At 51.1% G+C, this 13,674-nt stretch carries 14 protein-coding genes; 11 read left to right on the top strand and 3 right to left on the bottom strand.

The features are described 5' to 3' along the window. Positions 1-12 precede the first annotated feature (12 nt). From DQG13_RS18655 to DQG13_RS18610, 9 genes are all read left to right on the top strand, one after another. The gene (locus DQG13_RS18655) at positions 13-432 is read left to right on the top strand and encodes a DUF350 domain-containing protein (RefSeq protein ID WP_113021298.1); all 420 of its coding nucleotides are present in this window, start codon (positions 13-15) and stop codon (positions 430-432) included. A gap of 103 nt (positions 433-535) precedes the next feature. Beyond that, positions 536-1,108, top strand: coding sequence for a hypothetical protein (locus DQG13_RS18650; protein ID WP_113021297.1), 573 nt, complete (start codon positions 536-538; stop codon positions 1,106-1,108). Positions 1,109-1,475: 367 nt separating this feature from the next. Further along, positions 1,476-2,822 (top strand): MFS transporter, encoded by a 1,347-nt coding sequence (locus DQG13_RS18645; protein WP_258525750.1) that lies wholly within the window; start codon positions 1,476-1,478, stop codon positions 2,820-2,822. A gap of 254 nt (positions 2,823-3,076) precedes the next feature. Then, positions 3,077-3,499, top strand: a complete 423-nt coding sequence (locus DQG13_RS18635; RefSeq protein ID WP_113021295.1) for a hypothetical protein — start codon at positions 3,077-3,079, stop codon at positions 3,497-3,499. 15 nt (positions 3,500-3,514) lie between these two features. Beyond that, positions 3,515-4,090, top strand: a complete 576-nt coding sequence (sipW, locus tag DQG13_RS18630; RefSeq protein WP_113021294.1) for a signal peptidase I SipW — start codon at positions 3,515-3,517, stop codon at positions 4,088-4,090. A 74-nt stretch (positions 4,091-4,164) separates the two neighbouring features. Further along, a complete protein-coding gene (locus DQG13_RS18625) occupies positions 4,165-5,004 on the top strand; it encodes a TasA family protein (RefSeq protein ID WP_113021293.1) in 840 nt (279 codons plus the stop codon). Positions 5,005-5,096: 92 nt separating this feature from the next. After that, positions 5,097-6,047 (top strand): hypothetical protein, encoded by a 951-nt coding sequence (locus DQG13_RS18620; protein ID WP_113021292.1) that lies wholly within the window; start codon positions 5,097-5,099, stop codon positions 6,045-6,047. Positions 6,048-6,096: 49 nt separating this feature from the next. Next, positions 6,097-6,777, top strand: a complete 681-nt coding sequence (locus tag DQG13_RS18615; RefSeq protein ID WP_181592836.1) for a class D sortase — start codon at positions 6,097-6,099, stop codon at positions 6,775-6,777. A 144-nt stretch (positions 6,778-6,921) separates the two neighbouring features. Next, entirely contained in the window at positions 6,922-7,218 is a 297-nt protein-coding gene (locus tag DQG13_RS18610; protein ID WP_113021290.1) for a GNAT family N-acetyltransferase, read from the top strand. A gap of 495 nt (positions 7,219-7,713) precedes the next feature. On the opposite strand, the gene DQG13_RS18605 is transcribed toward DQG13_RS18610, so the two are convergent. Together DQG13_RS18605 and DQG13_RS30845 are read right to left on the bottom strand one after the other, a co-directional pair. Next, complete coding sequence (locus DQG13_RS18605) at positions 7,714-8,040, bottom strand: hypothetical protein (RefSeq protein WP_113021289.1); 327 nt, start codon at positions 8,038-8,040, stop codon at positions 7,714-7,716. 122 nt (positions 8,041-8,162) lie between these two features. After that, positions 8,163-9,539: a sensor histidine kinase gene (locus tag DQG13_RS30845; RefSeq protein ID WP_181592835.1), complete on the bottom strand. Its 1,377-nt coding sequence runs from the start codon at positions 9,537-9,539 to the stop codon at positions 8,163-8,165. A gap of 1,427 nt (positions 9,540-10,966) precedes the next feature. On the opposite strand from DQG13_RS30845, the gene DQG13_RS18590 reads away from it, so the two are divergent. Next, positions 10,967-12,010: a hypothetical protein gene (locus tag DQG13_RS18590; protein ID WP_113021286.1), complete on the top strand. Its 1,044-nt coding sequence runs from the start codon at positions 10,967-10,969 to the stop codon at positions 12,008-12,010. 103 nt (positions 12,011-12,113) lie between these two features. Here DQG13_RS18590 and DQG13_RS18585 read toward each other — a convergent pair whose 3' ends face one another. After that, positions 12,114-12,824: a Fic family protein gene (locus tag DQG13_RS18585; RefSeq protein WP_113021285.1), complete on the bottom strand. Its 711-nt coding sequence runs from the start codon at positions 12,822-12,824 to the stop codon at positions 12,114-12,116. 285 nt (positions 12,825-13,109) lie between these two features. Here DQG13_RS18585 and DQG13_RS18580 point away from each other — a divergent pair, with 285 nt between their 5' ends. Further along, complete coding sequence (locus DQG13_RS18580; protein WP_113021284.1) at positions 13,110-13,601, top strand: Lrp/AsnC family transcriptional regulator; 492 nt, start codon at positions 13,110-13,112, stop codon at positions 13,599-13,601. Positions 13,602-13,674 lie beyond the last annotated feature (73 nt).

Raw genomic sequence — 13,674 nt, 5'->3', positions numbered from 1 at the left:
AGGAAGGGCTTGATGAATCACGAGGTGGACCGTCTTTTGGCGAACCCCTATCTCGAAACCCTCGCTTTTGTATCGGTGGCGCTGGTGGCGATGATTTTGTTTTTGGCCATTTTTGAAGCGGTTACCCGGTACAGCGTGTGGAACGAGATTAAACGCGGCAATATGGCGGTGGCGATGGCTACCAGCGGCAAAATCTTCGGCATTTGCAACATCTTCCGCTTTGCCATCCAGCAGGAGGACACGCTGTTGATCTCCTTGGGATGGGCCGCCTTCGGCTATGTGATTCTGCTGGCTGCTTATTTCATCTTCGAGTTCCTGACCCCGAACTTCAACACCGATGAGGAAATCGGCAAGGGCAACAAGGCCATCGGCCTGATTTCCATGGTGTTGTCCGTGTCCCTGTCCTATATTATCGGGGCGAGTGTGATTTGATGGGGATGATGACGGCGGCTTGAGCTAAGTGGTGGCAGGCAGCGGATTTGTGTTTTTTCTCCTTGGCATCTATTATGATAATGTGAGAAGGAGGTCAAGGTGAATGGATTCTAATGAACGTTCGCAAATATGCCCGTGGTGCCAGACGGAAATTGTGTGGGACCCGGAATTTGGGCCGGAGGATACCTGCCCCCATTGCTTGAATGAATTGAGCGGTTACCGCTCGCTGAAGCTGAAGATCAATCAGGAGGACGGGGAGCTGTCTCTGGAGGAGCCGGACCGCCACGGTGATGACCATTCCGGCCACAGCCATCATCACCATCATCATGATGAGGACGACGATGATGATCTGGAAGTGGATGATCTGCTGGACGATTATACGGTTGATCCCCTGCCGGATGATTATGCCGAGCGTGTGATTGCGGTTATGGACCAGCAGGAATATGCGCCGGAATGTCCCAACTGCCATGAGCTGATGCTCCATGCCGGTGTCCGCGTGATCAGCGGCAGCGCCTTCAAGCCGGCAGTTCCCGCGCCGTTGGGCATGCCTTTCCTGCCGGACCCGTATGCGGTGGATGTGTTCGTCTGTCCTTCCTGCTTCAAGACCGACGAATATTTGACCAAACAAACCAAGGAAGACATGATGCAAGTCTTTGTCCCCGGAACCAAAGAATAGCGCGCTGCCGCCGCACACAAAAAAGAAAGGCCTGTTGCCCTGAGGAGGGGGGACAGGCCTGTTTTGGTTTAGAAAGGCTCCCTATCCCGGCTTGCTAGCCGGACCGAGGTTCCGTTGTTTGGCCAAAAAAGGACGTTTTTTTGTTTTCGCGGACTGAGGATTCGTTATTGGTGAAAAAAGTGGCAGTCTGGGAGGCGTTTTGACGAAATAAGGGATTCTGTGTCCGCGAAAAATGAAAAGTGGCAGAATCCGAAAAATAAGGGATCGTCTGTCCGGATAGATAACGCGGCGTTGAGAGATGGTTAACCTGCGCCGGTGAGGGCACATTATAAAGGTTAGGTACATGACTGCATCAAGAGGTGATGGAATGTCTTCACGGGCCAAATCCAGGCTGATGCCGCCGTTATCCACCGGTTTCCCCGATAATAAGGGGGTGAATGCCGGAGGATTCGGCGCAGGCGACGGGCGGCAGAAGGGACGGGAAAGCCCCCGGTCCAAAACTCCGCTAAGCAGCCAGACATGGCTTTTGCTTGCTGTGCACGGGCTGTTTACGGCAGGCAATGCCCTGTCCGGCACCTTCGTCCATGTCTACCTGTGGAAAGCGGCGCATAACTTTTCCCTCCTGGGCTGGTTTTCCGCTGTGCAGCAGGTGTCGATGGCGATTACCTTCTGGCTTATGGGCAAATGGGTCAAGGAGCATAACAAAATGAATGCTCTGCGGGCGGGAGTGCTGATTTCCGCAGGTTTTTACGCCATTGTGCTCTTTCTGGGGGAGTCCGCGGCGGATATGGTATGGCTTTTGGGACTGGTGCACGGTTTGGGTTCGGGGCTGTTCTGGCTCTCCTTTAACGTGGTGTATTTCGAGGTAACGGACCCGGACAGCCGGGACCGGTTTAACGGTGTGGCCGGTTTATTGGGCTCCGTCTCCGGTATGCTGGCCCCCTGGATCTCCGGCCTGCTGATTACCCGGATGACCAACGAGACCGGTTACCGGCTGATCTTCACTCTGTCGTTGGTTGTGTTTGTGCTTGGTGCAATCGCCAGCTTCTTCCTTGCCAAACGCGAGGGCGAGGGCTGCTACGATTGGACATTTACGCCCAAGCATGTGCGGAGAAAGGATGGGGTTTGGAGGAGAATGTTCTTCGCCATGCTGGCCCAGGGCGTCCGCGAAGGAGTCTTCGGCTTTCTTATCGGCATTCTCGTGTATATCAGCACCGGGAATGAATACAGTCTCGGCAATTTCGCCCTGATTACTTCCGCGGCAGGCCTGGTCAGCTTCTATGCTGCCGGCCGCTTCTACAAGCCGCGGCATCGGATGAGGGGGATGCTGCTGGCTGTCCTTGGCCTGACACTGGTAATCCTTCCTTTTTTCTGGAAAGTGGAGTATGCCACTCTTTTGATCTTCGGCATCGGTACAGCGCTTTTCATTCCCTTCTACACGGTTCCTGTCACTTCCACAGCCTTCGACCTGATCGGCAGGGACCCGGATTGTGTCAGCCGCCGGGAGGAATTTGTCATATTGCGTGAGCTGGGGCTTCACGCGGGGCGTCTATTGGGGACGATGGCCTTCATCCTGACGGTGGCCTACTCCCCGACCACATTGTCCATCAACGTGCTGATGCTGGCCATCGGCAGTTCTCCTCTTCTGACCTGGGTGCTGATGCGGGATTTTCTCAAAGCCCCGGGCACGGGCGAATATTCGACTGGCGGTTAAACATTTGGACAGCATTCGAAAGGCGGATGCTGTCCTTTTTCATTCTTTATACAGAACAATTGGCGAATGGGTCTTTTTGGCTAAGTATAAGAAATTCAAAGGTTTAGCGAGATTATACGAGATAATGAAAGATAAAGAGCTGACGACCCTTGTTTTCAACGCTTTCAAACCGATTACCCCTGATATATAGTGTAGAAGTGTTCTGTTTTGAGAACGAATGAGCCCTATCCGGCATCACAAAAAGGAGGAGGCTTATGCGGAAAAAAAGAGCCCGGAAGCGCGCTCCGTTCCGGAGAACGGCTCCCCGGTCCCTGGTTCTGCCTTCCCTGTGCATGATCTTTACGGTATTGGCGCTGGATGCTGTGGTTCATCCTACCTATTCCCAATACAGCCATGTGACCTCTATCCCCGGTACTTTATCGGCAGGGGCAGTCTTTTATTCGGTCTACGGGATAGCGCCGGGGGCCCGGCAGAACTGCTCCGGGGGATATGAAAGCCCGCCTCGCCCGGAGGAAGATGCGGCAACAGTAGTTGCTTCCGTTTATGAGCCGCTGAGCTTCCCCGACAGCAGCCAGGTTCTATGCCCCAATCCCACGGAATGGCCGTACCCTGCCGTTACGGAAAGTGTGTATGCGGACGAATCGGATAAACATGAAACATTAATATTCAATCCCTAAAGGAGCCAAAATTCGATGAAATGGTTAAGCCGAGGAGTTACCATCTTGCTGGCATTGCTGCTGTTCTTCATGATAACCGTTACCCTGTTGTCCCGGTCCGCCGGGGGCGAGCCGATGATCCTGGGGCATCAGCTGAAAACCGTCCTGTCCGGCTCCATGGAGCCCCAAATCCAAACCGGCTCCATAATCGCCGTTAAACCCGGCGGAGATATGACCCAGCTCAAAGAGGGGCAAATCATCACCTTCCGCCAGGTGAAAAATGCTTCCACGATTCTGGTTACCCACCGGATTGTAAAGGCGGTTCCGCTGGCGACCGGCCAAACCCAGTATGTGACCAAAGGCGACAACAACGACGGACCGGACCCGGACCCGGTGCTGTCGGATAATGTGACGGCGGTTTACTCCGGATTTACATTGCCTTATGCCGGGTATTTCCTGGATTTTGCCCGTTCCAGGTCCGGGACGGCGCTGATGATGATTCTTCCCGGCCTTTTGCTCCTGGGCTATTCCGTGATGAACATCTGGAAAGGCCTGAAGAGCCTGGAGCTGCCCTCCGGCAAGGAAGCTCCCCCGGCACCCCCGGCGGGATAACCTGATGTGGATGTTCTTACTTAACACGTAAGATTCCAATATTATTTACTTCATTCCTGGGAGGAGAAGGGCAAATGGGGATCAAGAAACAATTGCTGATGAGTATGGCAACAGGGGCTTTGGGGTTCTCCATGATCGGCGGAGGTACATACGCATATTTCAATGACACCGCGACCATCAACAACAGCTTTGCTTCCGGTACGCTGGATCTGAAGGTAGTGGCCAATTCCAAATCGCAGCCCATCAATTTCGATCTGTCCAACATGAAGCCGGGAGACAGCGTACAGCGTATTTTTTCCCTGACCAACGGGGGTTCGCTGGCCATTAAAGAAGTGCTGCTCACCACCACTTCCTCGGATTTTGTAGACGGGACCCTGGCCTCTACGGCAGAGGAGTTCCTCTCCCAATTCGAGGTGAACTTCATGCAGGTGGATACGGAATCCGCCAATTGGGAGCCGCGCGGGAATGTGAAGGTGAACGGGGCTACTCTCACACTGGCCGATCTGGTCAGCAACAATCTCAGCGGCAAGGTGCAGGATCAGTATTTGGCCAATGGGAAAATCAATCTGGCTCCCTTAACGGTGGCTCCCGGAGGAGTTACCAACCGCGGCCTGCCCGTGGACCCCACTGTGGATACGGATGATGTGTTCATCGAAATCAAGTTCAAGCAGGACAGCGCCATTGATCCGGATAGACCGGGGCAATATCTCCAGAATAAATTCCAGGGCGACAGCATTAAATTCGCCTTCAATCTGGAGGCTACCCAGTGGGACGGCATGAAGCTGGATTCCCCCAATGGCAACGGCAAAATCAATAACGGCGTCCAGGGTTCGGCCGATGGAACCTCCCAGCCCGATAAGCTGACAGTGCCGTATACGGACCCCGCCACGTATGTCACTCCTGTGGTGGACTGACCGCAAACCGGAGGACTGGAGAGTGGGAGCCTGATTCCACTCTCTTTGCGTTGCCGTTTTCAAATTGGAGGAGGGGGTGAATCCCTGACGGCATGATACGGTACCGGCTGGTTTTTGCCTTCTTGTGTGTGATCATAATTGCCGGTGGAATGGGATGGCAAGCCCAGAGCAGCAAAGCGGCGGAAACGGTTCGGCTTAGCCTGAGCACAACACCCGAAAAGGAATTGGTCTTCCATAATCTCAAGCCGGGAGACAGCATTCCGGTAGAATTGGTGATCAAAAACACCAACAGCCGCAAGGTGGATTACAGCATCCGTTCCCGGTTTGACAACGGGGATCAGAGCTTCTACGAAACGCTGGAGATTATGCTGCAAAGCCCGAAGCGGCTCCTTTATTCCGGCAAGCTGAGCGGGATGACGGGGCAGCTGGAGATGGGCAGTCTGCCCTCCGGCGCTGAGGAAAAGCTGGAGGTAACCGCCTATTTTCCCAAGGAAGCGGGCAATGAATTTCAAGATAAGGCGGTTGTGACTGTGCTTGAATTTACCGCCAGGGCAGCACCGGATGAACCGGACCCGGAGCCCTCCACAGATCCCAGTCCGGCGCCTTCATCCACTTCCGGTTCTACACCGACTCCCGGTTCCAGCGATGCACCGGAGTCCACGCCAACCCCATCAGGGTCAGGGACGCCAGGTCCATCCGCTTCCCTCCGTCCGGCTGCATCGCCCTCCGCTGAGCCGTCACCACTGTCCTCGGCCGGGTCCGGAGCTTCCGCAGCGCCGGGAGGACCATCTGCCACATCCGGTCCGCCGTCGGGGAAGGGGCAGGATGAGGTATTTGTCCTTGAGGACGAAGCGCTCCCGCTGGATGGAGGGGGTAAACATGAGGAGCTTCCGGCGACGGACAGCCAAGAGGGAGGTCTGCCGGCTTCTGGAACGCCGTATGCTCTCCCGGATACGGCAACTCCTTGGTATAACCTGCTCTTGATTTGCACCATCTCCATATTCTGCTGCGCCGCCGTGCTGTGGAGAAAACGGAATGAATAACCTTTTGCCGCCTCTTCGCGGGGCACAGTGTACAGGAGCGAGCGTGTCCATGGGAAAAAAATCAAAGGCTGTCGACAAGGCCGCTTGGGCCGTCCTGTGTCTGTCCGTTATCGGCTGGGCCTATGCCGGGATGCAGATTATAGAAGGAGACCGGGCGGAGCAGGCTGCGCTGAAGCAATGGGATATGAGGCATCATGCCGCTCCACAGGCTGCCCTCCCGGCAGCCGGCCTGCCGGAGGAACGGAGGGAGGAGGCTTCGGCGGTCCGGGCCGGTGTTGGGAAATCGGCCGCGGAGCCTGCCCCTTCGGCTCCCCAGACGGCGGTTCAGGAGAAAGCTGCTGTGTGGGGCGTCATATACATTCCCAAAGCGGACAAACGCATCCCTTTGTTTGCAGGTACGGAGGCCGATGTTTTGAAGAAAGGGGCGGGATTTGATCCCAACGGAGCCTTTCCCGGCCAACCGGGCAATAGTGTTATCAGCGGGCACCGGGATACGGTATTCCGCGTTTTGAGCCAGACAAAGCCGGGGGACGATATTCAGGTGGAAACCGAAGCAGGAGTTTTCACGTATACAGTCGAGTCAACGGAAATCATCAAGGAAACCGGGACCTATTCCTTCCCGGAGGAAGAGGCCTCCGTTCTCCGCCTGATCACCTGTTATCCGTTCTATTATGCCGGACCGGCGCCGGAGCGGTTCATTGCCACAGCCCGGTTGAGGACGCAGAATTAATGGATATGGGGGAGCCGGTCCGCTTGAAGCGGGCCGGATATTTTTTTGGGGCAACATGGGGGGAGAATGAAAAAGTGCTTGCATAAAAATACACGATGATGTATATTTATATACAGAAAGACGGAGTTGAGGAAGTGAACGCAGGTGAAGATAGCCCTTCAGGTTGGAGTTCCCGAGAAGGAACAGCTGACAGCGTTTTTCAACACCCTCGAAGAACGGCCCCAAGACGGGTGGAATGAACGGGCCGCGGATGCAGCCGGAATGATCGCCGCTTATGATTGCGGGCATCTGGTTGGAATCGGCAGCCGGATCGAGGGTCCCGGCCATACGCCGGAGCTTGAGGTCTACATCGCCCCCGGATATGAGCGCCGCGGAATCGGCGAGCACATGAAGAAGCTGATGCTTCCCCGGGACAATGCGTTGGAAACGGCAGCCGGTTAAAGCAAGCACAGAGCAGGGTGTTTTACGGTTTTTCGTCAAATTGAGGAACGAATGGCCGATTTTATCCATAAAGAGTCCCACCCGATCATTTGCCGACTAGAGGTGCGAGTGATCGAGGGTGGGATTTTTTCTTGTTTATGTGGGGAGTTGGGCGGACAGAGAATCCGTTATTTTCTGCATATGGCCCGTTTTTCGATTTTCACGGACAGACGTTCCGTTATTTGGCTCCAGAAGCATGGATTTCCTTCGTTTTTTCACATTTAACGGATCGTGAGTCCGCGGGGGAGAAAAAAAGGCGGATTTTAGTGGAATAGCGGAACCAGAGTCCGGGCAGGCCGGTAGGCTGCTGTTGCGGAACTCAGCGACTCTTATGAGGGTGAAAACGGGAATTTGGAGAATTAACGGAACTAAGAAACCGTTCCATCCCTGATTCGGCGGAAATAGGGCGGAAATCAGGCCGCTGCGGGGAATAAGGGTTTCTTAGTTCCTGCCTGCTTACTGATGCTGGTTATAAACATGTCCTTCCAATTTGGCTATACGTCCAAAGGCTTCATTGAGTTGATAGGCTGCGCCGATTTCGCTGTTGTGGATTCTGCGCAATTCGGCATCCACATGGTTAAAACGCGTATTAACTTCTTCAAATTTGGCATTGGTTTCATTTCTAAAATCATTCATTTCATTTTTGAAAACATTCATCTCATTCCTGAAATGATTCATTTCTTTCTGGAAAGTTATAGATTCATCCTGCATAGCTGTTATTTTGGCGTTGGCTAGCTCCTGATTCTTTAGCACAGCTTGCAGCAGCACTTTGATTTCGTCCATCCCAAGCCCTCCCTTTCCTTCTAGGATACGTCATTTGCATAGTTTCGGCAATAGTAGATAGACTGAATATCCGCCGCGGTTCGATTCATGCTGGCGGGCACCTTAGACGATTTCGCGGCAACCTAAACCAGGCGCAAATGCGGCGGTTGAATGCCCTTGGGTTCCTCGTTCTCCTGCTGGGGAATGGAAATAGTGATTCTTGTCCCGGATTGGGGGAGATTCATCATCTCAAAAGAGCCCTGAAGCAGCAGAACCCGGCCCTTCATTTGCTCCAGGCCAATCCCCGAGCCGCCAATTTTGCGGGCCTCTTTCCCCTGCAAACTAATGCCCACCCCATCATCCTCATACACCAGCAAATATCTGCCCGCCTCAAGCGAAAAACGGAAGCTTACCGTGGATGCCTCGGAATGTTTTTTAGCGTTGTTCAGTAGCTCCTGCACAATCCGCAGAATATGCTTTTTGGTCACCAATGTTTCCTGCTCCACCCGCTCCACACCATCCTCCGCATCGAACAGAATCTTGAAGGGTGAGGTGTAGGTCTCCTTCTCCAAATATTGCCTTAGCGTGCGGACTAGTCCGATCTCCCGCAGGAGATGGGGGTTTAGCTCGAAGCAGCTCTGCCGGAGACTGGCATTGATCAAATCCACAAATTTCAGGATATTGTCCAGATTCTGCTTCTCCTCCGGATTCATGGCGAACTGATCCATCAGAGCAGCGAAGCGCCGTTTCAGGAAGAACAAATCCTGCATGGTGGTATCATGAAGATCAGATGCAATACGAACCCGCTCCTCCTCCTGCAGCTCAAACATCACCTTGCGGAACCATTGAAACTCCTCGGCTGATGCGGTATTGGAAAATTTAGTGGACAAGTCCTGGAGTTGGGTGGTCAACGTCCGGATCAGGTGGACATTTTCCATACTTACCTCCAGATAGGAGGTAATGAGGCCAAGCCAATGGCGCTCCTCCTTGCTGAGGAGAACATTGGTGCGCTTGCGGGTCATCACCAGATAGCTGGTGCTCTCCTCCGTGCGGCTGATCTCTTTGCAGGTGTAACGGTTGTCCTGGAGCAGGGTCCCTGCCTCGAGCAGCTCCTTAACCTGGGTTTCGTCTATCTCCCCAGCCGATAGAATCTCGGTGCTGTCCGAATAACGGAATATAATGGCACCACCTCGGACCTCCAGCGTCTGGACAATATCGTTCAGGAAGATGTCCTTCAAATCCCGCATGGAAGAGACCGTGCTCAGATCCTTGGAGATTTTCTTCATAGAGGTTTTGAGCATGGCTCTGCGTGGAAAAAATGTAGATTCCAGGCGGGTAATCAGGTTCTCCGTAAAATATAGCATCAGCGAAAGGGTCAGCACAGAAGCGAAAAAAAGGAAGACGATCTGCTCCTTCTGGGCGATACGGAAAAATAACAGGGTGAATAACCCGGTTAACAAAGCTGATGGCACAATGGCGAGAATACAACCGAATAAAAAACGCCGGAAAACCAACCCCATGTCATATAGCTGGTCAGATGCGATAAGGTAAGCAAAGGATGCAGGAAAGAACAATAAGAACCAACTGGTGTAGACGGCATCTACAAGAATCTTTCCATAAATAACATAGGGAGCAAAAGATAACAAAGTGGCAGGTAGAAAGGAGAAGAGTAAAGAATACCAAATTGTTCTTACGATAGGCGATAAACTGCTTTGAGCATGTCTGTGCTTAACATACATGAAGGAGAGAAGTCCCATATTTCCGATAAACGCAAGAATAAAAAAGATAAGAGACAGTTTTCCATCAAACCTGTAGATATTATACGACCAATTTCCTTCAAAAAAATAAGATATCCTATACGTGAAACTTAAAGCGATGAGGAAATATAATACTTTTGGTAATTTAGAAACAAACGAGTGTATGTAGACGGTGCTCTTTTCTGTGAAAAAAGTAAGCAAAAATTGTAGGAAACTGACAGGAAGAATCATCATGAAGGTAATGATCATCGTTTTCCCAAATGGATCGCAACGAATTGAGGCACCTTGACTCATATAGATAATAGCTCCTGACAGAAAAACAGTCGTTAACATCCGTGCAGAGGAAGAGTTGGACATGTTTTTCCAAATGATCCCGGCTAGTACGAAGCAAACAGCTCCTCCAATTAGGGGAGAAAGATCATAAAGAGTCGGCTTGTTATTTGTAAATTGAATATTAATAATCTCTGCGCCTCGTTTAATGCGGATAGACTCAGCTTGTTCTATAAGGTGCCATTTTTGGACAAGATCAGATTGATCGGGCTCTTTGGAATCAACAAGAAGAACATGGTCATTGGGAAGAAGGCTGGCTTTTGCTAATCCATTCTTCCCTATAGCTGTAACTATCCAATTTCCATGTGAGTCTTTTTCTACTTCAATACCTAAATAAGGAGTGGTAAACGTAACTTGCAGAAACCAAAACTGCATTATTACAAGAAGTGATAAAAATACAAAAAATAATTTGTTTTTAGACAAGATTCCCACCGACCCTTGTTCTCAAAGTCTAAAATTTCTGATAATATTAATGGTGTAAGTTCCCATATTCTATTTTAATAAAGGGGTGTCATTATGGAAGCAATTCAATTGTCTTTTCATTTGCCTCAAATAGTCAGGGTGAAAAAAACGGTCCTCCCTGCTTCCTTCCGGAATATAGAGGAAACGCTTCCTTCCGGAGAAACCAAGATAATTAACAAAGTTTTTGAGGGACATGTTTTTAAAAGCTCTCGGAGAGATGAATTGCTTGCTAACTGGGACTGATTTCTATTTCCAAGTCTAATTCTACCAAATGAAGGAGAAAAAGTACATCTGCTAGATTGCGGATGTGCTTTTTTGTTTTTAGGCATGTGTGGACAAGCAACCTTTTGATGGCGTTTACGTCTACATTACATAAAAAGGAAGGAGATGATGGATTGATGCTTATAGGTTTTGGAAATAAGATGCGCGGCTATGCCACGTTTATTATGGCTTTGCTGCTGATAGCGACCTCGTTGGCAGGAGGAGGCTTCGTCCATGCGCAGGAGCCAGCGGCTGCTGGAGTCGGTGCTTCGGTTGTTTCCAGCACTTATAATATTGACCGGTTCAACCCGTATCAGATCCGCACGCTGGACCCGCTGCCGCTATATACCGCGGAGAAGGATGCTGCTTCCTCCGGGATGGAGATTTCCCCGCAGGTATTGACCGTTCTGGCTGAAGGGGAATTGATTACTGTCGATGATTTCAATAATATGAAGGCACCCCTTTATGGCCAGTGGCTGCAGGTGGATACCTGGCTGGGGCCGAAGTGGATTTTTCCGCTGCAAACCCGCTACAATGAGCTTCGAGATGACGATTATGAGCTGTTAAGAGACGGATATATTTATGACGAGGCCGGAAATGAGCTAGGGATAGTCGCACCGCAAACTGTTCATGTACGTGAAAAGACAATTGGACTTTATTATGCTGGCTCTCATCGGTATTTGATCGATACCTGGCTTGGGCCCCAATGGATTAATGGCCGGGACATAATGAAACCGGCGCCTGAAACTGTGAAAGAAACCATCCCCCTTTATTTGCCGGGGGCTGGGGTTCTGTACCTGTGGCCGGAGAATAATCAGCGTACTTTTCATGTAACGATGACTCCCCAGCAGGTGGTCAGCGACGAGCATTGGCGCAATTGGTACCATATCAAAACGGCCGACGGCGCAGAAGGCTGGATTGCCAACGGGGATGGGGGCTGGAATAACGGGCAGGGAGTATTGTTCGGGGAATATCAGCCGGTTTCCACAGCAGTAATGCTGAACGCAGTCAAGCCGCTCTACCAGCGGCCGTTTGCCGGCGCAACACCCGTTGCCGAGCTTAGTCCCCAGACAGTGACGGTAAAGGGGCAAATTGGCCATTGGTATCTGCTGGATACCTGGGTCGGCACCGTATGGATGGACGATACAGATGTAACGGTGCTGGAGAGTGGGAAGAAGTAGACAGCCGCAAAGACACCACTGGAGGATTCCCCTTTCTGCTGAAGATAAAGCAAAAAGCCATTTCCCAAGAGGAAACGGCTCTTTATCGTAGGTTTTAATGGGCTTAAGGCTCCATCTCTTCTTCATCTGGAGCAGGGCGATCCGTTTCATGAATAGGATCAAATTGAATCCCGTCAATACAGTATTCATACATAAACGCCTTCAATTCTTCCATGTCGTTCGTCTCGTAATAGTGCACCAATAAGCCAGTGAAAGCTCGTTGATGCTCAATGGGGATGGAGATAACGCCACAACCTGAGGAGATCATCACTTGATTGGCGGAAAGCATAGCGGTACGCTTGTTGCCGTCCAGAAACATCTGTTTTCTCATCAGATAAAGCATCAAGGTAATGGCTCGCTCTGTAGGACTTTCAACGGCAAGAAAAGCAGATAATTCCTCTTTGATCTGCGTTTCATCAGGCATATCAGGCCGCCAGGTTGTACCGCCGCTGGAAACAGGAACCTTCCGTAAATATCCTGCCTGAACAATCAGATTGTCTCCACCAACCAATTGATTGATTTTGCAAATGTAGGAGAAGTCAATCTGGTAATCCAGGTTATCCAAAATGAATTGCCAAGCATGCTTTAGGTTGTTTACCCCGACAATTTCATTCACTTTGATTCCAGGAACGCTTAACCCATTGAAAATGGCTTCGGTATCGGGATAGGTGACGGCAAAGCCCTCTAACTTGACGCTTTTCCATATATAATCAATAATGTTTCGCTTGGCTACAAAAATGTTTTGTTCGACCGTCATTTGGTATTTCGGTTTCATGTTACTCTGCACCTTCTTCCGTACACATTTCAATTTATGTTCCCATTATATCGGATCACTTTATCGTAGACAAACCGCTTCGGGGGAAAATAGGCGAATTTTTGAGAAATACGGGAACCAGGGTCCGTAGAGTGTTTTTGAGGCTTTTTGTAACCATACGAAACTGTCTTGGGAATAGAGCTGAGGATATGGTATCTCGGGCAAACATGTGTTAACATGAACTGCATTAGCAACATTTTCAAGTTGCTATCACTTAAGCCATTATTTTAGGGAGCTGATCGAAACATGACTGAACTGAAATCCAAGGTTCTGGAGATTCTGAACGAGGACGCCCGCCGGGCGCCGGAACTTGTTGCGACCATGCTGGGGGCGCCGGTGGAGGAGGTGCTGACGGCGATTGCGGAGCTGGAGACGGAGAAGGTCATCGTCAAGTACGCGCCCGTTGTCAATTGGAGCAAGGTGGAGGATGACAAGGTTACTGCGCTGATCGAGGTGCAGATTACGCCGGAGCGGGGCAGGGGCTTCGACGCCATTGCCGAGCGGATTTACCTGTTCCCTGAGGTGAAGACCCTTTATCTCATGTCCGGAGCCTATGATCTGCTGGTTGAAGTGGAGGGCCATAATTTGAAGGAAGTGGCGTTGTTCGTGTCTCAGCGGCTGTCCTCCATCGATCGGGTATTGTCTACCAAAACCCACTTTATTCTCAAAAAATACAAACAGGACGGCGTTGTGTTCGAGGACCATGAGGATGACAACCGGCTGATGATTGCTCCGTAATCCGGTCCGTCTGAGTTTGGTATATAGATTGATTTAACGAAAATGGTAACTGCTTAGTTATTGTTCGTAACAC

This window comes from Paenibacillus sp. YN15 (genome assembly GCF_003285005.1).
Taxonomy (GTDB): domain Bacteria; phylum Bacillota; class Bacilli; order Paenibacillales; family NBRC-103111; genus Paenibacillus_AR.
Note: the sequence above shows the minus strand (reverse complement) of the source record. Positions and strands in the feature narration are given on the sequence as shown.

Bases quoted from the DNA above. Each gene is read 5' to 3' on its own strand.
- DQG13_RS18620 (WP_113021292.1), top strand. From the start codon at position 5,097: ATGATACGGTACCGGCTGGTTTTTGCCTTCTTGTGTGTGATCATAATT.
- DQG13_RS18650 (WP_113021297.1), top strand. From the start codon at position 536: ATGGATTCTAATGAACGTTCGCAAATATGCCCGTGGTGCCAGACGGAA.
- DQG13_RS30845 (WP_181592835.1), bottom strand. From the start codon at position 9,539: ATGGGGTTGGTTTTCCGGCGTTTTTTATTCGGTTGTATTCTCGCCATT.
- DQG13_RS18585 (WP_113021285.1), bottom strand. From the start codon at position 12,824: ATGAAACCGAAATACCAAATGACGGTCGAACAAAACATTTTTGTAGCC.
- sipW (WP_113021294.1), top strand. From the start codon at position 3,515: ATGAAATGGTTAAGCCGAGGAGTTACCATCTTGCTGGCATTGCTGCTG.
- DQG13_RS18645 (WP_258525750.1), top strand. From the start codon at position 1,476: ATGTCTTCACGGGCCAAATCCAGGCTGATGCCGCCGTTATCCACCGGT.
- DQG13_RS18625 (WP_113021293.1), top strand. From the start codon at position 4,165: ATGGGGATCAAGAAACAATTGCTGATGAGTATGGCAACAGGGGCTTTG.
- DQG13_RS18590 (WP_113021286.1), top strand. From the start codon at position 10,967: ATGCTTATAGGTTTTGGAAATAAGATGCGCGGCTATGCCACGTTTATT.
- DQG13_RS18605 (WP_113021289.1), bottom strand. From the start codon at position 8,040: ATGGACGAAATCAAAGTGCTGCTGCAAGCTGTGCTAAAGAATCAGGAG.
- DQG13_RS18615 (WP_181592836.1), top strand. From the start codon at position 6,097: ATGGGAAAAAAATCAAAGGCTGTCGACAAGGCCGCTTGGGCCGTCCTG.
- DQG13_RS18635 (WP_113021295.1), top strand. From the start codon at position 3,077: ATGCGGAAAAAAAGAGCCCGGAAGCGCGCTCCGTTCCGGAGAACGGCT.
- DQG13_RS18655 (WP_113021298.1), top strand. From the start codon at position 13: ATGAATCACGAGGTGGACCGTCTTTTGGCGAACCCCTATCTCGAAACC.
- DQG13_RS18580 (WP_113021284.1), top strand. From the start codon at position 13,110: ATGACTGAACTGAAATCCAAGGTTCTGGAGATTCTGAACGAGGACGCC.